Below are 18,718 nucleotides of genomic sequence, written 5' to 3' on the forward strand. Positions count from 1 at the left end.
GCATCGCATACCTCCCAACATCATGGGCCCCACCTATCGATAATAGCACCGGTGCTATCTCCACACAAACGGCGCCGGCGGACCATCTCTGTCCTGCAACATTGCTTCGGCGACCCCGGCGATCCGATGTTCCTGCAAAACACCGCTACCAACGCTGCGTTGCATCCCTTACGGCCTCGATTGATTGGCTGTGGCGATTGACAGCGTCATGGCGGGCTTGTTCCGCTCCTCGCCGTGCCGCACACTCCGTCATCGCCCGCTGAGAGGCGGCGCCCGGACCATTCCGGAACGAGGGGAATGACATGCGCGACTTCGACATCATCGTGTACGGCGCGACCGGCTTTACCGGGCGCCTGGTCGCGGAATATCTGCTTACTGCCTATCTCGGCCAGGACGCCCCGCGCTGGGCGATGGCGGGACGGTCGCTCACCAAGCTGCAGGAAGTGCGCGACGAGATCGGCGCGCCCGCCGAGATCCCGCTGCTCACCGCCAATTCGGACGATCCCGCCTCGCTCAAGGCGCTGTGCGCGCGCACGACCGTGATGCTCAGCACTGTGGGCCCCTATCAGCTCTACGGCAGCGATCTCGTCGCCGCCTGCGCCGAGACCGGCACCGCCTATGTCGATCTGTGCGGCGAGCCCGCCTGGATGCGCCACATGATCGACGCGCATCACGAAACCGCGAAGCGCACCGGCGCGCGCATCGTCTTTTCCTGCGGCTTCGATTCGATCCCGTTCGATCTCGGCGTGCTCACCCTGCAGGATGCCGCAAAGGCGAAGTTCGGCAAGCCGGCGCCGCGCGTGAAATGCCGTGTGCGGAAGATGCAGGGCGGTTTCTCCGGCGGCACCGCGGCCAGCCTCAAGGCGACGCTCGCCGCGGCGGCGCGCGATCCCTCGATTCTCGGCCTGCTGGTCAATCCCTTCGCGCTGACCCCTGGTTTCACCGGCCCGAGCCAGCCCCGCGGCCTGCTTCCCGAATATGACAAAACTATCGAGGCGTGGGTCGCCCCGTTCATCATGGCGCCGATCAACACGAAGAACGTCCACCGCACCAATTTCCTGCTCGGCGAGGCCTATGGGGCGGATTTCGTCTATGACGAGATGCTGGTCGCCGGGCTCGGTGATATCGGCAAGGCCGCGGCCGAGGCGATCGCCAAAATCAACCCGCTCGCGAGCGAAAAGGGCCCGAAGCCCGGCGAAGGCCCCTCCAGGGAGGAGCGCGAGAACGGCTATTACGACATCCGGTTCATCGGCGAGATGGCGGACGGCACCCGAGTCGACTCGGTCGTCACCGGGGATCGCGATCCCGGCTATGGCTCGACCAGCAAGATGATCACGGAGACCGCGCTTTGCCTGGTCGAGGACGTGGCCGGCGCCAAAGATAAAGGCGGCATCTGGACTCCGGGCGCGCTGCTCGGCGAAGCGCTGGTCAAGCGGCTTCAGGAAAAAGCGGGCCTGACGTTCCGGGCAGGCTGAGAGGTAGCGGATGCAGAAACTGCCGTGACACGGCACCGCGTCACGCTATCCAGGAGGAATGCCCTATCTATTTCTCGCCATCGCCATTGCCTCGGAAGTGGTGGCGACCTCTTTCATGAAGCTGTCCGACGGCTTCACCAGGCCGGTGCCGTCGCTCGTCACCGTGATCGGCTATGGCATCGCCTTCTATTTCCTCGCGCTGACGCTGCGCACCGTGCCGACGGGCGTCGCCTATGCCATATGGTCCGGCGCGGGGATCGTGCTGATCACCAGTATCGCGTGGATCTTCCAGGGCCAGAAGCTCGATGCCGCGGCGCTGATCGGCATGGGCTTCATCCTGGTCGGCGTGGTCATCATGAACGCCTTCTCGACCGCGACCGCGCACTGACCGCGCCAAGGCGTCATCCGCGATAGAACAACATCGCCACCGCTACGATCGCCAGCGACACGCTGATCGCGATCGGCACCCAGCGCTTGCTGAAGGCTTCAGCGTCGCGGTGATAGGCGAGGAGATCGAACCAGTAGCGCCCCGGCGAAACCGCGCGCAGCACGCCGCGCCGGCAAAAGCGATCGAACCACCAGCGCTCGACGCCATCCTTGGGCACGAAATCGATCGCATCCTCGGGCGCCAGCGCATGCAGCGCGAGGAAATGCGCCGCCACCGGCCCGCGCACGCGCCGGGCGGCCGCGGGCAGCTCGCTCACCTCTTGCGTCCCTGGTGCCGAATATTGGCCGGCCGCCCGCGCCGCTTGATCACGCGTGCCGGCTTGCTGTCACGTTCGGCCCGGTGCCCCTTCCCGTCGACCATCTCGAAGCGCAATGCGCCGGAGACCGGGTTTGCCTCGGCCAGCCGCAGCTGCAGCCGCTGGCCGCTGGCATATTCAGTGCCCGTCTCGTCGCCGACCAGCCGGCGCCCTGCCTCATCGAAGCGGAAATATTCGCCGCCGATGTCGCGCACCGGCATCAGCCCGTCGCCGCCGATCCCCTCGACAGTCGCGAAGAAGCCGAAATTGGTCACGCCCGTGATCCGCGCATCGATCACCTGTCCGACCCGCTCCGACAAAAAGGCAGCGACATAGCGGTCGATGGTGTCGCGCTCGGCCTCCATCGCGCGGCGTTCGAGCATCGAGATGCTTTCGCCGATCTTCTCCATCGTCGCCGCTTCGCCGTCGGTCAGCCCGCCCGGGCCGAGATGATAGGCGCTGACCAGCGAACGATGGACGATCAGATCGGCATAGCGCCGGATCGGCGAGGTGAAATGGCCGTAACTGCCCAGCGCCAGTCCGAAATGCCCGTGATTTTCGGGCGCGTAATAGGCCTGGGTCTGGGTGCGCAGCACTTGCTCCATGATCTGCTGGCGGAAATCCGCTTCGCCGATCTTCGCCAGGATATGGTTGAAGGTGCCCGGCCGCACGACCTGGCCCAGCGCGAACTCGACGCCGAAGGTCTTGAGATAATCCTTCAGCGCGACCAGCTTCTCGCGGCTCGGCGGCTCGTGCACCCGGTACATCACCGGCGCGCGTTTCGCCTCCAGCGCCTTGGCGGCCGCGACGTTGGCGGCGATCATGTAATCCTCGATCAGCTTGTGCGCATCGAGCCGCTCACGCGGCGCGACCGAGAGGATGCGCCCCTTCTCGTCGAGCACCACCCGCCGCTCGGGCAGGTCGAGATCGAGCGGGTCGCGCTTCTGCCGGGCTTTGTAGAGCGCCTTCCAGCACGCCCAGAGCGGCAGGAGCGCCGCCAGAATATCTCCACCACCTGCTCTTTCCTTCCCGCTTGCGGGAGGGGAGGCGAAATGCGCATCGATCGCCGCCTGCGCATCTTCATAGGCGATGTTGGCCGCGATACGCACCACCGCGCGCGTGAAGCGCCAGCTCTTCAACTCGCCGGATTTCGTGATCCGCAAATGGCAGGCCAGCGCCGCGCGATCCACATCCTGCTTCAGCGAGCACATGTCCGCCGACAATTCCTCGGGCAGCATCGGCACCACGCGATCGGGGAAATAGACGCTGTTGCCTCGCCGCCGCGCCTCCCGATCGAGCTCCGACCCCGGCCGGACATAGAAACTGACGTCCGCGATCGCGACGATCGCCTGCCACCCGCCCTCGTTTGCCGGATCATCGTCGGGCGCCGCCCATACCGCATCGTCATGGTCGCGCGCATCGGCCGGATCGATCGCCACGATCGGCAAATGGCGCAAGTCCTCGCGATCGTCGCCCAGCGGCACGGTGGCGACGCGCTTCGCTTCCTCGAGCGTCTCCGGCGAAAACACGTCGGGAATGCCCAGCTTGTGGATCGCGATCAGCGAGAAGCTGCGCGGCGCGAACGGATCGCCCAGGATCTGCGTGACGCGCGCGGTGATGCGCGGCGGGCGCCCGGCCTTCTCCGCCAGCACGAGATCGCCCGGCTTGGCGTCCCCGGCATCGGAGACCTGGAATTCGCGCCGCTCCTTCTTCTCCACGCCCTGCAGCCACAGCTTGCCGCCCTCGTCGTGCAGCACGCCCAGGATCAGTTCCTCGCCGCGCGCCAGCTGCTTCATCGGGTGCGCGATCCAGCCGTTGCCGGCCTCCTCGGTCCGCGCCAGCACCCGGTCGCCTACCCCCAGCGCGCCGCGCTTGCGCTCGCGCACCCTGAGGCGCGGCGCGGGCGTGTCGGCTTCCCAGCGCTCCGGCACGGCCCAGATCGTGCCGCTGTCATCGACATCGACGATGCGCAGCACCGTCACCTTTGGCAGGCCGCCCAGCTTGTGGAAGGCGCGGCCCGGCGCGCTGTCGATCAGCCCCTCGTCTGCCATGTCCTTCAGCAACGCCTTGAGCGCGATCTTGTCCTGCGCGGTCAGGCCGAAAGCGCGGGCGATCTCGCGCTTGCCGGCGGGCGTTTCCGACGTGACGATGAAATCGAGGATCTGCTCGCGGGTGGGAAGGCCGGGCGTTCGCTTTGGCTTGGGCATCGACGGGAGATAGGGGTTTACGCTGCCGCCGTCACCTGCCGGCTTCCGCCCGCCGCTTCAGGATCACGCCCGCGCGCCAGTAATGGAAGATCGCCCAGGGCGTCGCGACCGCGAACACCAGCATCGCCCAGCGCAGCGAATCCTCGCCGTAAGCCGGCCGCAGCAGATCGCTGATCCGGCCGACCAGGGTCGGCCCGAGCCCCAGCCCGATCAGGTTGATCACCAGCAGAGTGATCGCCGCCCACAATGCGCGCAGCCGCATCGGCGCCAGGCCCTGCAGCAGCGCAAAGGTCGGCCCGAGATAGCTCGACGCGAACAGCAGCGAGAGGAAATAGGCGGCGACCGCGATCTCCGGATCGTCGAGGAAATAGAAGACCAGGCTGAACGGCAGCGCGATCGTCTTGAGCAGTCCGACCATCCAGCTCTGCCAGTGCAGCCCACGTCGTCGCGCCAGCCGATCGGCCAGCATCCCCCCGGCCACGCCCGAAACGGTCGCGAACACAGCGCCGATCGGAGCGATCACCCAGGAAATGGTCAGCAACGGAACGCCCAGCGATCGCTGGATGAAGCTCGGACCCCATTGCGCATGGCCGTAACCGATCAGCGAGGTCAGCGTGACGGCGATGACGAGATGGCGCGCCGCCCGGTCTTGCCAGATCGAACTGAAGCCGGCACCGAGGCTCGGCATCGCCGCATGCTCCTGCTCGGCCACGCTGCGCCCGTCGGAGAGGCCGCGGCGCGGCTCGATCACCAGGAACCACACGATTACCGCCAGCAGCAGACCGGGCAGCCCGACCACGAACATCGCCATACGCCAGCCATGGAAATGGCCGATCGTCCCGCCAATGATTGTGCCGAACGCAGCGCCGAGCACGACGCCCAGCGCATAGATCGCCATCGCGCTCGCGCGCTCGTGCGGCGCATAGAGATCGGCGATCATCGCATGACTGGGCGGGCTCGATCCCGCTTCACCCACGCCGACACCGATGCGCGCGAGCAGCAGCGTAAGGAAATTGGTGGCGAGCCCGCAACAGGCCGTCATCGCGCTCCACAGCGCCAGCGACAGCACGATGATCTTCTTGCGGCTGGTCCTGTCCGCCAGCCGCGCGACCGGAATGCCGAGCCCGGCATAGAAGACCGCAAAGGCGAAGCCCGAAAGCACGCCGAGCTGGGTGTCGGTGAGCAGCAGGTCCTTGCGGATCAGCTCGAGCAGGATCGCAAGGATCTGGCGGTCCATATAGCTGAAGAAATAGACGAAGGTCAGCAGCCCCAGGGTCAGGCGCCGCCGCCGGATCGCCAGCGCATCGGCCGTTTCGGAAGAGGTCGATGCGGCAGCGATCATGGAAAAATACCCGAGCTACGCAAAAAAGGGCCCGCCGCCTGGGAGGGGGGCGGCGGGCCGGGGGCTGGTAGGGCCGTCAGAACTTGCCGCGCAACGTCACGCCGTAAGTCCGTGGCTCCGCCAGGAACGCCGAAAAGATCTGCGTGCCGCCGGGATAGCTGGCGGCCGGGAAACCGGCGGTGGCGCCCGGTGTCGTGGAGGCCGCCTGGAAGGGCGAGCTGAACGCGACCTGGGTATATTGGCTGTTGGTCAGGTTCTGCGCCCAGAGCTCGATCGCCCAGCGTTCGTCGGCACCGCGCACCCCGATGCGCGCGTTCATCACGAAATAGCCGTCCTGTTCCTTTTGCGGGAACAGGTCCGATCCCGAATTATAATCGTCGGTCAGGCGGCCATCGACATAGAACAGCCCGGAAAGGCCGCTGCCGCCAAGCTTCGGCGTCCACGCGACGGAGGAAGTCGCGGTGATTTGCGGCGCATTGGACAGATGATCGCCGGGCAGCAGCCGCAGCGCCGGATCGAGCGCCGCGCCGCGCTCGTTGCCGATCAGATCGTTACGATATTTGGTGTCGGCATAGGTCAGGCCGGCGCTGACGCGGAAATCGCGGATTGGCGACATCGACGCCTCGAGCTCGATGCCCTGCGAGATCACGCCCGCCTTCACATCGTCCGGGGAGCAGGTCCCGGTGGTCGCGCTGAGATCGCGATCGGCCCCGGCCAGGCCGGCTTTGCAGCTGTTGACGTTCTGGACCAGGAAGACGCTGCCGTTGAAAGTGTTCAGCTGGAAGTTCTTGAACGCCTGGTGGAACGCCGCAATGTTCAGGTTGAATCCGCGCGTGGAGAATTTCGCGCCGATCTCGAAGGCATTGTTGATCTCGGGATCGAATTCGAGCGCACTGACCAGCGCCTGCGCGCCGCCGACCGAGGCGAAGCTGGGGACCGGCCCCTTGAGCGCGGAGCGATCGAGATTGAAGCCGCCCGCCTTATAGCCACGCGAATAGCTGCCATAGACCAGCAGGTCCGGCGTGACCTTGTAGGAGATGATCCCGGTGCCGGTCAGCTGGCTCTCGCTGCGCTTGTCGTTGATCGACACGCCGTTCAGCTCTGATGTCGAATTGCCCTGGCAGGTCAGGTTGATCAGGCCGCCCGCCACCGCGGCCAGGCCGGCGTTTGCCAGGAACGGCGACAGCGCTGCCTGCTGCGCCGGGCAGGCCGTGTTGTTGTTGCCGAAGGTCGCATCGAGCTTCTTCGTCTCATGGGTATAACGCAGTCCGACGGTGATCTTCAGCCCGTCGGTCACCTCGAAGATATTGTGCGTGAAGAACGCGAAGTTCTTGCTGTTCTGGTCGTAGCGCGACACCGTGTCGCCGACGTTGCGGACTGAATCGAGCCGGTCGAACCCGGCGATGATCGCCGGCGCGGCGGCGCCGAACGCGCCGGGCAGCACGACCGCACGGCCCACCGCGCTGAGGCAGCCGGTCTGGTTCACGTCGTAAAAGGCCGCGAGCGCGCCGCTGGCGAGGATGCGGCAGGCAGCGAAGCGACCATATTGCGATCCGAACTTCAGATTGTCGCGCACTGCGAGATCCTCGTTCGCGAAATAGCCGCCGATCAGCCAGTCGAATCGCCCGTCGAACGCTTCGCCCTGCAGGCGCAGTTCCTGCGAGAAGGTCTTGAAGCCGCGACGGCCCGCGTCGCGGCTCGGCGCGCGGTAGAGGATATCGACGAAGCTGTAGTCGGTGTCGGACGCCTGATAGTTGTAATAGTCGCGATAGGCGGTGATCGAGGTGAGCTTCGCGCCGCCGAAATCATAATCGACCTGGGCCGATCCGCCCCAATCCTGGGTCTTGCCGCCATAAGTCCGGCCGGGCGTGATGTTGAGGTCGCGCGAATAGGGGTTGCTGAACGCGGCGACCGGTTGGCCCAGCTTGGTCAGCACGCCGATGATCGGGTTCGCGCTGGTCAGCAGGCCCGCATTGGCCGGGGCGACGGTCTGGTCGATATAGGCGGCCGCGCAGCATGCTTCGTCGCGCTTGGTGTAATCGGCGATCAGCCGGACCGAGAGGTCGCTGCTCGGCTGGAACATCAGCTGGCCGCGCAGGAAATAGCGGTTGCGGTCGTTGATCCGTCCGCCGTTCGTCACGTCCTTGTAGAAGCCGTTGCGCGAGACATAGACGCCGTCGACCCGGGCCGCGACCGTTTCACCCAGCGGCACGTTGATATTGGCCGAGCCGCGCCAGTAATCATAATTGCCATAAGTCAGCTCGGCGCCGCCGCTGAAGCGGAATTCCGGCTGCTTGCTGTAGATGCTGATCAGGCCGGCCGAAGCGTTACGACCGAACAACGTGCCCTGCGGGCCACGCAGTACCTCCACCCGGTCGATATCGCCGAGCTCGTTGAGGCCGACGCCAGACCGCGAGCGATAGACCCCGTCGATGAACACCGCGACCGAACTCTCCAGGCCGGGATTGTCGCCGACCGTGCCGATGCCGCGCAGCCGCGCCGATCCGTTCGCTTCATTGCCGGTCGAGGAGACCAGCAGCGAGGGCGCGACCTGGTTGAGCTGGCGGATGTCGTTGGCGCCGGAATTCTGCAGGGTATCGGCTGTCACCGCCGAGATCGCGAGCGGCACATCGGCCAGCACCTGCGCGCGTCCCTGCGCGGTGACGATGATGTCTTCGACGAGATCGCCGCTGTCGGCGACCTGGGCTGACGCCGGTACGGCCAGTCCCAGCGCGAGCGCCGAAAAGGCGCACGCGCACAAATACTGCTTCCTCAGCATATCTCTCTCCCATAGGTCGAGATCCTTGTCGAATCCCGTACCGTATCCTCGAATTGATAGGGAGATTGACCTTACGTCAAGCGAAACACGCGTTTCGAAACGGTACGTATCGCGCTGTGTTGCCGATTTGCACCGCTTCGAAGAACCCGATCCGGCCAGAACCTATATTCGAAATGGTGATATTTCGCGGTCCGGATCGGTCAGCAGGCGCTCATCAATAGCCGTTGAGCCGCGCGAAGCGCTCGCGGTGATAAGCCGCATTGCCCCACATCGTCTCGAGCACCCGCGCCCGCTTGATGTAGAAGCCGGCGTCATGCTCGTCGGTCATGCCGATCCCGCCGTGCAGCTGGATCATCTCCCGGCTGACCAGGTGCAACGTGTCGCCGGCGATGGCCTTAGCCAGGCTCACTGCCTGATCGACATCCGACCGGTTCGCGTCGATCGCCTCGAGCGCGCCCTCCACCGCCGAGCGCATCAGCTCAAGCTCAGTGAACAGCTTCGCCATGCGGTGCTGCAGCGCCTGGAAGGTCGACAGTTGCTGCCCGAACTGCACCCGCGTCTTCAGATAGTCGTTGGTCGTCGCAAAGGCCTGCTCGGCCATGCCGAGCATCTCGGCGCACGAAGCTGCGGTGGCGCGGTCGATCACCCGAGACGTCAGGTCGGCTCCCCCCAGCCTTTCCGCCGGCGCACGCTCGAAAGTAACCTCGGCATGGCTGCGCGAATCCGTCATGTGCCGGACCGCCCGCGTGACGCCCCCGTCGCCTGCGACGAGGTACAACCCATCGGCCGCCGCCACGACGAACAGGCCGGCGCTGTCGCCCTCCGCGACGAACTCCTTGGTGCCGCTAAGCAGGCCGTCCGTCACTTTGGTCGCGATCCGGACCGGGTCATGATGCGGCCCTTCATCGATCGCCAGGGTCGCCACCAGTTCGCCTGCGGCGATCCGCGGCAGCCATGCGGCCTTTGCCGCCTCCGATCCACCCAGCACGATCGCGCTCGCCGCCGCGGCGGTCGCGGCCAAAGGCGAGGCGGCCAGGTTGCGCCCAAGCTGTTCCAGCACGAGGCCGAGCGACAGATAGCCGAACTCGGAACCGCCATAGGCCTCCGGCACGACGATCCCGGCCCAGCCCATCTGTCCGATCTCGGCCCAGGCAGCGGCATCATAGCCCGCCGCCGGCGCCGCATCGCGCATCCGGCGAAAGGCGCCGACCGGCGATTCATTGTCAGCCCACTCGCGCGCCATGTCGCGCAGCATCGTCTGTTCGTCGTTGAGTACGGCCATGTTCCTGCCCCTTGAATCTCTTCTTTTCAGGATGCCGCCGGACCTCCAGCGCATCGCTCACCGCACGATTGCCCCCGATCACTCGGGATGGCGGCAGCTATTGGTGATCCAGCATCCCAAGGATGCGCTTGGCGATCACATTGTTCTGGATCTCGGTCGATCCGCCATAGATCGACACCGCCTTGCCCCAGAGCCAGGTGCGCGTCTGGGTCAGTTCGGCCTCGGTGAAGCCCTCACCCTCCCAGCCAAGCCCGTTCATTCCCATGATCTCGATCGACAGCTCGGCGCGATCCTGCGTGATGCGCGCGCCGACATTCTTCATGATCGATGTGGCCGCCGACGGCCCCTGGTTCGATTTGGCCTCGAGCGCCGCGCGGCGCAACGTCAGCGCAAAGGCCCGGCTGTCCATCTCGTGGCGCACGATCCGCATCCGCAGGTCGCTGTCGCCGACCCGCCCCTGCTCGTCGGCACCGCGATATTGCTTGGCGAGCGCGCCCATCGAGGTACCGCCGAACAGCCGGCTCAGCGATCCGCCGCCCGAGAGATTCTGCCGCTCGTGCTGGAGCAGCCTCTTGCCGATCGTCCAGCCTTCGCCCTCGCGGCCGACCAGATTCTCCTTGGGCACCTTCACGTCCGTGAAGAAGGTCTCGCAGAAGGGCGACTGGCCGGAGATCATCCGGATCGGCTTCACCTCGACCCCCGGCGAGGTCATGTCGATCAGCAGGAAGCTGATCCCTTCATGCTTTTTCGATTTGTCGGTCCGCACCAGAGCAAAGCATTTGTCGGCCCATTGCCCGCCCGAGGTCCAGGTCTTCTGGCCGTTGACCAGATAATGATCGCCCCGATCTTCGGCGAACATCTGCAGGCTCGCGAGATCCGATCCGGCGCCGGGCTCCGAATAGCCCTGGCACCACCGCACCTCGCCCCGGGCGATCGCGGGAATATGCTCGTGCTTCTGCGCTTCATTGCCGTATTCGAGCAGGGTCGGCCCGAACATCATCACGCCCATGCCGCCGATCGGGTTCCAGGCGCCGATCCGCGCCATTTCCTCGCTGAGCACGCGCGTTTCGGCGCGGTCGAGCCCGCCGCCGCCATAAGCCGCCGGCCAGGTCGGCACACCCCAACCCTTCTCGCCGAACACCCTTTTCCAGGCCGCTTCGTCGTCCGACTGGGCAGTAGGCCCCTCGATCGTCGCCATCGGGTTTTCCTTGCCCTTCAGCGATGGCGGGAAATGCGCCTCGAGCCACGCCCGCACGTCCTTGCGGAAGGCGTCGAGGGGATTGACGCTGGCGTCGACTTCGGCGGCACTTGCCATGATACTCTCCTGGAACGCCCGAATCTGAATGTCGGGTATGCTCAGGCATGTGGCACAGATCGGGCGCCAAGCAAAGGCGGCAAACCGTCGCTACAGCGCCCGCGCGCAATCTCCAGCGCACCCAGAAAAACTGCCGCTTTGGGGACAACTGCGCGCCGCCGCCATCTTGTCCTGGCGGCCGGGGCTGTGCCATGTTCGGCGAATGTTCCGCCTGTTCCGCAAACAGGCTTTGCATCTGACAATGGGGGACGATCATGCGTTTCGAACATCGCGCCGTGCCGATCGTCCTTGCCGCCGTACTGATCGACACGATCGGCTTCGGCATCGTCCTGCCGGTGTTCCCCGCGCTGATCACCACGATCGGGCATGTCGATCTCGAACAGGCGACGCGGATCGGCGGTTACATGCTGGTCGTGTTCGCGCTGACCCAGTTCTTCGCGGGGCCAGTGCTGGGCAACCTCAGCGATCGGTTCGGCCGCCGCCCCGTTCTGATCGCCTCGATGCTGGCGTTCGGCATGGATTACGCACTGATGGCCTGGGCGCCGACGCTTGCCTGGCTGTTCCTCGGCCGGGCGGTCGCGGGGATTGCGGGCGCCGTCTATGGGCCGGCCAGCTCCGTGCTGGCCGACGTCACCCCGCCCGAGAAGCGCAGCGGCGTGTTCGGGCTGATCGGGGCGGCATTCGGCATCGGCTTCGTCATCGGCCCGGCGATCGGTGGCCTGCTCGCCGATCTGGGGCCGCGCGCGCCCTTCATCGCTGCGGCGATCCTGGCGCTGGGCAACGCGGCTGTCATGATCTTCGCAATGCCCGAGACGCTGGCGCCGGAGCATCGCCGCCCGTTCCGGCTGCGCGACGCGCATGTCGTCGGCGCGTTCCGGCCGCTGTTCCACGCCGGCAATGCCGCGCCGCTGCTCGCTGCCTGGTTCGTGTGGCAGCTGGCCCATATGGTCTATCCGGCGACCTGGGCCTTCTGGGCGACGATCCGCTTCGATTGGGATGCCCGGGCGATCGGCTGGTCGCTCGCCTTTGTCGGGCTGGTGATGGCGTTGGTGCAGGGCGGCCTGACGGGCCGGATCATCGCGCGCGTCGGCGAGCAGCGCGCACTCGTCATCGGCCTTGCATGCGCTGCCCTGTCCTTCCTCGCTTTCGCCTTCGTCACGCAGAGCTGGCAGGCCTATGCGCTCCTCTTCGTCAGCGCGCTGTCGGGGCTGATCTTCCCGGCGATGAACGGGCTGCTCTCGCGGCTGGTCGATGCGTCGCACCAGGGCGCATTGCAGGGCGGCATCGGCAGCATGGGCAGCGTCTCGTCGATCCTTGGGCCGCTGCTGCTGACTCAGGCGCTGGCGACCGGTGTGGATCACGGATTCCCCGGCGCCGCATTCCTCCTCGCCAGCCTCCTCGCGCTGATGTCACTCGGCATCATCCTGTGGAAGGTGCTGGATCGCGTGCCCCGCGCGGTTTCGCCTGCCTGATGGAGACTATGCCCGGGCGCTCGGGCGGGCCGAGACGCGCTCGTGCCAGGCAGCAAGATTGACCAGATCGCTCGGAATCGCGATGCCGACAAAGGCCGCGAAGTCGACGATCGAGAACAGGACGATATCCGCCATCGAATAGGCCGCGCCGTCCAGGAACTCCCGGCCTGCCAGCGCTCGGTCGAACTCGCCCATCGCCGCGATCACGCGCGGCCGCTGGCTCTCGCCGAACTCGGTATATTGCGGCTTCACCACGCGCGCCGTGAACGGGTGCGTGTGCATCCAGACCATCGACAGCGGCACCATCATGCGCAATTCGGCGCGGCGCACCCACATGTCGACCTCGGCCTGGCCGCGCGGTCCGCGCCCGAACAGCGGCGGCTCCGGATGCTCCGCCTCGAACAGCCGGCAGATCGAGACGCTCTCGGTCAGCACGTCCCCGTCATCGAGCTGCAGCGCCGGAATCTGGCCGAGCGGATTGACCGCCAGATAGGCCGGTGCCCGGTGCTCGCCCGCGATGATCGACACCGTCTCGCTCGGCACGCTCAGCCCCTTTTCGGCAAGGTAGATGCGCACCCGGCGCGGATTGGGGGCGGGGTTGGCCGCATCGTAGAACAGCATCGGCACCTTCTCTCCTTTTTTAGAAGATTGCGTATGGCATTTGACGCGCGCCTCGCATAGCGGGGCCTATGACAGCCGCCGATCTGCTAACGCGTGAATTCGCGACCCTGCCCGACCTGATCCGAGCCCATGCGAGCGAACGAGGCAGCAAGACTGCTCTCGCCTCGACCGAGGGCGCGATCGATTATGCGGCGCTTGACGCGCTGATGGATCGCGTTGCCGCAGCGCTTCAGCGCGACGATGTGCGGCAAGGCCAGGCGGTCGCGATCGTCGCTGCTTCGCGAATCGAGTATGCCGCGGTCTTTCTCGGCGCGCTCCGTGCCGGCTGCGTCGCCGCGCCGCTGGCGCCCTCCTCCACGCCCGAGGCGCTGATGGCGATGATCGCCGATTGCGGGGCGCCGATCCTGTTTGTGGACGATGAAGCCGTCACGGCACTGGCGGGCCAGCCCGTCACCGCGAAAATCGTCCCGTTCGCTGCTTTTGAGGGTTGGCTCTCAGCGGAAGACGCCAAACCGGCGCCCGTGAGCATCGCCCCCGAAGACGGGTTCAACATCATCTATTCCTCGGGCACCACCGGCACGCCCAAGGGCATCGTGCAGAGCCACGCTATGCGGTGGGCGCATATCCACCGCAACGCCTCGGCCGGCTTCGGCGAGGCCGTGACGATGATCGCGACGCCGCTTTATTCCAACACCACGTTGGTCAGCTTCCTGCCGACGCTCGGCTGGGGCGGCACCGTCGTGCTGATGGACAAATTCGACGCGCGCGGTTTTCTCGAGCTTGCCGAGGCGAACCGGGCCACGCACACCATGCTCGTCCCCGTGCAGTATCAGCGCATCATGGCGTTGCCCGATTTCGAGGCTTTCGACCTGTCGAGCTTCCGGCTCAAGACCTGCACCAGCGCGCCTTTCTCGGCCGCGCTCAAGGCGGAGGTGCTGGCGCGCTGGCCCGGGCTGCTGGTCGAATATTACGGCATGACCGAGGGCGGCGGCACCTGCCTGCTGATCGCCAATCTGTTCCCCGACAAGCTCCATACCGTCGGCCGCCCGATCGAGGATCACGACATCCGCCTGATCGACGATGACGGCAACGAAGTTCCGGTCGGCGAGATGGGCGAGGTGGTCGGGCGCTCGCCGGCGATGATGACCGGCTATCACGGCCGCAGCGACGCGACGGCGGCGGCGGAGTGGTTCGATTCCGAGGGGCGCCGCTATATCCGCCACGGCGATGTGGGCCGCTTCGACGCCGATGGGTTCCTCACGCTGCTCGATCGCAAGAAGGACCTGATCATCTCGGGCGGCTTCAACATCTATCCCGCCGATCTCGAGGCAGTGCTGTCGCAGCATCCCGCCGTCGCCGATTGCAGTGTGATCGGCATGCCGTCCGAAACCTGGGGCGAAACGCCGGTCGGCTTCTACGTGCCGCACACCGGCGTCGATGCCAGTGTTGCGGATATCCTCGCCTGGACCAACGCGCAGCTCGGCAAGACCCAGCGTCTGGCTGCGCTCCATGCCATTGGCGAATTGCCGCGCAGCGCGATCGGCAAAGTCCTGAAACGCGATTTGCGCGATCGCCTGACGGAACACCGGCTGTGACCCCGATCGCCGATATCCTCGCCGCCGCGACCCCGATCGACGGCGGCTTTCGCACCGCGATTCCGGCCGACTGGCTGCAGGGCCGCACCAGCTATGGCGGGCTGTCGAGCGCGCTCGCGCTTCACGCCGCGCAGCATTCGGAACCCGATCTGCCCCCGCTCCGCTCGGCACAGGTCGCCTTCATCGGCCCGCTCTCAGGCGAGGTGAGCGTCACCGCGACCAGGCTCCGCCGCGGCCGCAACGCCGCCTTCATCCAGGCCGATATCGTCTCCGACGCCGGGCTCGGCTTCCGCGCCACCTTCGTCTTCATGTCAGATCAGGTCTCGCGCATCGATCTCGATGGGCGGCTGCAGAGCCCGCATCGTCCCCCCGCGCCGGGCGCCACGCTCTATACCGGGCCCGACGAGTTCTTCACTGGCAACTTCAATTTCCTCGATCTCAAGGACGAGGCGAAGGGCGAGGCCGAATGGCTGCGCTGGGCGCGGCTCCGCGCTTCGGACGGGCTCGATCCGATGGTGCAGGTGCTGGCAGTCGCCGACGCCCTGCCCCCGGCTGCGTTCAAGCTGCTCGGCAAGCAGCCCGCCCCGATCAGTTCGCTCACCTGGATCGTCAATCTGCTCACTGCGACGCCGGCGACCACCGATGGCTGGTGGCTGCTGTCGGCGACGTCCGACCATGCGAAACATGGTTGTTCGAGCCAGTCGATGACGTTGTGGAACGCCGATGGTCAGCCGATCGCGCAGGGCATGCAAAGTGTCGCGATCTTCGCCTGAAATGCTGCCCCATTCCGGGGCGGAAAATGCGACAATTTGCGACACTTTAGGCTGGCTCTGACATAGCCGCGTGACATCCTTGAGCGAAAAACGGGATCATAGCCGGGCGATCCGGCGGATCACTCGAAGGACATCAGCATGAAGAAATATCTTCTCGCCCTCGCTCTTGCCGGCACTGCCCTTGGTGGCGCAGCGATTGCCGGCCAGACGGGCGCAGGACCAGCGGGCGCCGACCGCCCCGGCCCGATGGGCGGCCACGCCATGCAGCGCGCCGATACCGACAAGGACGGCGCAATCTCGCGCGCCGAATTCCTTGCGCAAACCGATCAGCGCTTTGCCCGGCTCGACGCAAACGGCGACGGCCAGATCGCCGGCGACGAACTGCCCGGCCGCACACGGCTGGTCGAGAGCAGCGATACGGACAAGGACGGAAAGATCAGCAAGGCCGAGTTCGTCGCCCAGGCGTCCGAACGGTTCGCGAAGCTCGATCTGAACAAGGACGGCAAGATCTCGCCCGACGAGATGAGGGGTCTGATGGGCCGCGGGCGCGAAGCCCGTGGCGGTCATGGCGGGCGAGGCGCGATGCACGCCGCCAGGGCTGGCGGCCCGATGGGCCACGGTGCCGGCATGATGGTGTCGATCGACACCAACAAGGACGGCAAGATCAGCCGCGACGAAATGCGCGCGCGCACCGATGCGCGCTTCGCGGCGCTCGATACCGACAAGAATGGCTTCATCGAGCGGACCGAGCTGGCCGCTGCCCATAGCGGCATGAAGCCTTGGGGCAGGATGCGCGGCCATGGCCGGCATCACTCCGAGGGTGGCCCCGGCACGCCGCCGCCGAGCGGCGCCACGCCGAAACCCGACGCCGGCTAACCCGGGCCGCCGGGCGCGGCATGCCCGCCCGGCGGCTTCCAAAGGCGACCGATCATGCTAGACGCCGATCCCATGGGAGATACGCCGCACCTCTTGCTGGTCGACGACGAGCGCTCGATCCGCGAGCCGCTCGCGCAATATCTGACCAAACAGGGCTTCCGCGTCACCCAGACCGGCGATGCCGAGGCGGCGCGCACCCGCCTCACCGCTTATGCGATCGATCTGGTCATCCTCGACATCATGATGCCGGGCGAGGACGGGCTGAGCCTGTGCCGCCATATCCGCGAGACGAGCGAGACGCCCGTCATCCTGCTGACTGCGCGCACCGAGGAGACCGACCGGATCGTCGGCCTCGAAATGGGCGCCGACGATTATGTCGTGAAGCCCTTCTCCCCACGCGAGCTGGCGGCGCGCGTGAAGGTCATCCTGCGCCGCGCGGCCGCCGGCGGCACGCGCCAGCACGCGCCTGACACGGGCTCCTTCGCCTTTGCCGGCTGGGTGCTGAAGTCGGGCGAGCGCGCGCTGGTCGATCGCGAAGGCGTGTCGGTGCCGCTCTCGACCGGCGAATACAACCTGCTCCACGCGCTGGTGACGCGTCCGCGTCAGGTGCTGACGCGTGACCAGTTGCTCGATCTCACTCAGGGCCGAGAGGCAGCTGCGTTCGATCGCGCGATCGACAACCAGGTCAGCCGCTTGCGCCGCAAGATCGAGACCGATCCGAAAAATCCCGAGCTGATCAAGACGGTCTGGGGCGGCGGCTACACGCTCGCCGCCGAGGTCACGCGACTGTGAGCCGACTCCGGCTGTGGCCGCGCAACCTGTCCGGGCAGATGGCGCTGCTGGTCGCGCTCGCTCTGTTCGTCGCTCAGGCGATCAACTTCACCATGCTGCTGCAGGATCGCCGCGCCGCCCGTTACGAGCAGGCGACCGGGCCGGCCGTCGCGCGGATCGTCGACGCAGTCGAGCGCAGCGCAGGCGGCCGGTTCGACGGCTCTCGCGGTCGCGTGCGCCGAGCCACCGCCTCGCCGATCCGCCAGCAGGCCGAACATCAGCCCGATGTGGAGAAGGGCCTGCGGACCGAGCTCGCCGAGGCAGGGCTCACGGTCGGCCGGATCGAAACCGAGGTCCGCGATTTCCGTCCGGACGACAAGAGGCTGCGTCACTGGGGGCCGCGCATGGCCGAGCGCGCGGTGCGGCTGGGCGGCGAAGTCGTCATTGCGGTCGAGCAGCCCGGACAGGGCTGGCTGGTGCTGAACGCCCCCTGGCCGCGCGACGAATCGCATCTGGTCTGGCGGCTGATCTGGCAGACATTGATCCTGTACGGCATCGTCTTGCTGCCGGTGCTGTGGATCGGCCGGCGCATCTCGCGGCCGCTGCGTGGCCTCGCGGTCGCGGCGCGCGGCTTCGTGCCGGGCGAGGTCGACGTGCCGGTCGAGGAACGCGGGCCAGCCGATTTGCGCGAGGTGATCGCCGCCTTCAATGCGCTGAGGCTGCGCGTCACCGCGATGCTCGACGAGAAGGATCGCATGCTTGGCGCGATCGGCCATGATCTGCGCACCCCGCTGGCGGCACTGCGCGTCCGCATCGAATCGGTCGAGGACGAGAATGACCGCGCGAAGATGGCCGATACGATCGAGGAAATGAACCGTACGCTCGACGACATCCTCTCGCTCGCGCGCCTGGGCCGCCCGAGCGAGCCGCTGACCGAAGTCGATCTGGCGGCGCTGGTCGATGCCGTGGTCGAGGATTTCCGCGATCTCGACAGCGACGTGACCTTCGAGGAGACCGACCGGCTGAAGATGCGCCTGCGTCCTTCACTGATGCGCCGCGCCGTGCGCAACCTGATCGAGAACGCGATCAAATACGGCAAATCGGCCGAAGTCAGGATCGTGCCGGCTCCGCACGAAGTGGCGATCGTCGTCACCGATCAGGGACCGGGCATCCCACCCGAGCAGCTCGGCCTGGTGTTCGACGCGTTCACCCGGCTCGAGACCTCCCGCAACCGGGAAACCGGCGGCATCGGCCTTGGCCTTGCGCTGGCCCGCGCGATCGTGCGCGACGCCGGCGGCGAGGTCACGCTGGTCAACCGGCCCGAAGGCGGGCTGGCCGCGACGATCACGCTGCCGCGCAGCTGACCGCGCCGGCCTATTGATGATTTCGCGGCACAGCTGCTGATCCGCGCCGGGAAATAGTCGGGTGCGGCCCGGCTCCCTATCTGGGTTCGCACAGCATTCGGAG

The 18,718-nt window shown here is 66.5% G+C and carries 15 protein-coding genes; 8 read left to right on the forward strand and 7 right to left on the reverse strand.

Features of this window, described 5'->3' with window-relative positions:
- The first annotated feature begins 302 nt into the window (after positions 1-302).
- The gene (locus U1769_RS18175) at positions 303-1,475 is read left to right on the forward strand and encodes a saccharopine dehydrogenase family protein (protein WP_332718868.1); all 1,173 of its coding nucleotides are present in this window, start codon (positions 303-305) and stop codon (positions 1,473-1,475) included.
- A 58-nt stretch (positions 1,476-1,533) separates the two neighbouring features.
- Entirely contained in the window at positions 1,534-1,863 is a 330-nt protein-coding gene (locus tag U1769_RS18180; protein WP_332718871.1) for a DMT family transporter, read from the forward strand.
- A 13-nt stretch (positions 1,864-1,876) separates the two neighbouring features.
- Here the strand turns inward: U1769_RS18180 and U1769_RS18185 are convergent, their stop codons facing one another.
- The 6 genes from U1769_RS18185 to U1769_RS18210 all read right to left on the reverse strand — a co-directional run bounded on the left by U1769_RS18185 (position 1,877) and on the right by U1769_RS18210 (position 11,143).
- Positions 1,877-2,179 carry a hypothetical protein gene (locus U1769_RS18185; RefSeq protein WP_332718873.1) on the reverse strand — a complete coding sequence of 101 codons (303 nt, stop codon included), beginning with the start codon at positions 2,177-2,179 and terminating at the stop codon, positions 1,877-1,879.
- Positions 2,176-4,425 carry a ribonuclease R gene (gene rnr / locus U1769_RS18190; protein WP_332718875.1) on the reverse strand — a complete coding sequence of 750 codons (2,250 nt, stop codon included), beginning with the start codon at positions 4,423-4,425 and terminating at the stop codon, positions 2,176-2,178. The genes U1769_RS18185 and rnr overlap by 4 nt, the downstream gene beginning before the upstream one ends.
- Positions 4,426-4,456: 31 nt before the next feature.
- Positions 4,457-5,767 carry a spinster family MFS transporter gene (locus U1769_RS18195; RefSeq protein ID WP_332718878.1) on the reverse strand — a complete coding sequence of 437 codons (1,311 nt, stop codon included), beginning with the start codon at positions 5,765-5,767 and terminating at the stop codon, positions 4,457-4,459.
- A 76-nt stretch (positions 5,768-5,843) separates the two neighbouring features.
- Positions 5,844-8,546, reverse strand: coding sequence for a TonB-dependent receptor (locus tag U1769_RS18200; protein ID WP_332718881.1), 2,703 nt, complete (start codon positions 8,544-8,546; stop codon positions 5,844-5,846).
- Positions 8,547-8,760: 214 nt separating this feature from the next.
- The gene (locus tag U1769_RS18205) at positions 8,761-9,828 is read right to left on the reverse strand and encodes an acyl-CoA dehydrogenase family protein (RefSeq protein WP_332718883.1); all 1,068 of its coding nucleotides are present in this window, start codon (positions 9,826-9,828) and stop codon (positions 8,761-8,763) included.
- Positions 9,829-9,925: 97 nt separating this feature from the next.
- Positions 9,926-11,143 (reverse strand): acyl-CoA dehydrogenase family protein, encoded by a 1,218-nt coding sequence (locus tag U1769_RS18210; protein ID WP_332718886.1) that lies wholly within the window; start codon positions 11,141-11,143, stop codon positions 9,926-9,928.
- A 254-nt stretch (positions 11,144-11,397) separates the two neighbouring features.
- Between U1769_RS18210 and U1769_RS18215 the strand changes: the two genes are divergently transcribed.
- Positions 11,398-12,615: a TCR/Tet family MFS transporter gene (locus U1769_RS18215; protein ID WP_332718888.1), complete on the forward strand. Its 1,218-nt coding sequence runs from the start codon at positions 11,398-11,400 to the stop codon at positions 12,613-12,615.
- Between the two features lie 6 nt (positions 12,616-12,621).
- Here the strand turns inward: U1769_RS18215 and U1769_RS18220 are convergent, their stop codons facing one another.
- Entirely contained in the window at positions 12,622-13,236 is a 615-nt protein-coding gene (locus U1769_RS18220) for a glutathione S-transferase family protein (protein ID WP_332719815.1), read from the reverse strand.
- 68 nt (positions 13,237-13,304) lie between these two features.
- Here U1769_RS18220 and U1769_RS18225 point away from each other — a divergent pair, with 68 nt between their 5' ends.
- The 5 genes from U1769_RS18225 to U1769_RS18245 all read left to right on the forward strand — a co-directional run bounded on the left by U1769_RS18225 (position 13,305) and on the right by U1769_RS18245 (position 18,615).
- Complete coding sequence (locus U1769_RS18225; RefSeq protein ID WP_332718890.1) at positions 13,305-14,831, forward strand: class I adenylate-forming enzyme family protein; 1,527 nt, start codon at positions 13,305-13,307, stop codon at positions 14,829-14,831.
- Positions 14,828-15,604, forward strand: coding sequence for a thioesterase family protein (locus tag U1769_RS18230; RefSeq protein ID WP_332718892.1), 777 nt, complete (start codon positions 14,828-14,830; stop codon positions 15,602-15,604). The genes U1769_RS18225 and U1769_RS18230 overlap by 4 nt, the downstream gene beginning before the upstream one ends.
- Before the next feature lie 138 nt (positions 15,605-15,742).
- A complete protein-coding gene (locus U1769_RS18235) occupies positions 15,743-16,480 on the forward strand; it encodes a hypothetical protein (RefSeq protein WP_332718894.1) in 738 nt (245 codons plus the stop codon).
- 72 nt (positions 16,481-16,552) lie between these two features.
- Positions 16,553-17,272: a response regulator gene (locus tag U1769_RS18240; protein WP_332719817.1), complete on the forward strand. Its 720-nt coding sequence runs from the start codon at positions 16,553-16,555 to the stop codon at positions 17,270-17,272.
- Positions 17,273-17,310: 38 nt separating this feature from the next.
- Entirely contained in the window at positions 17,311-18,615 is a 1,305-nt protein-coding gene (locus U1769_RS18245) for a sensor histidine kinase (RefSeq protein ID WP_332719818.1), read from the forward strand.
- Positions 18,616-18,718 lie beyond the last annotated feature (103 nt).

The organism is Parasphingomonas zepuensis (genome assembly GCF_036663735.1).
GTDB lineage: Bacteria > Pseudomonadota > Alphaproteobacteria > Sphingomonadales > Sphingomonadaceae > Sphingomonas.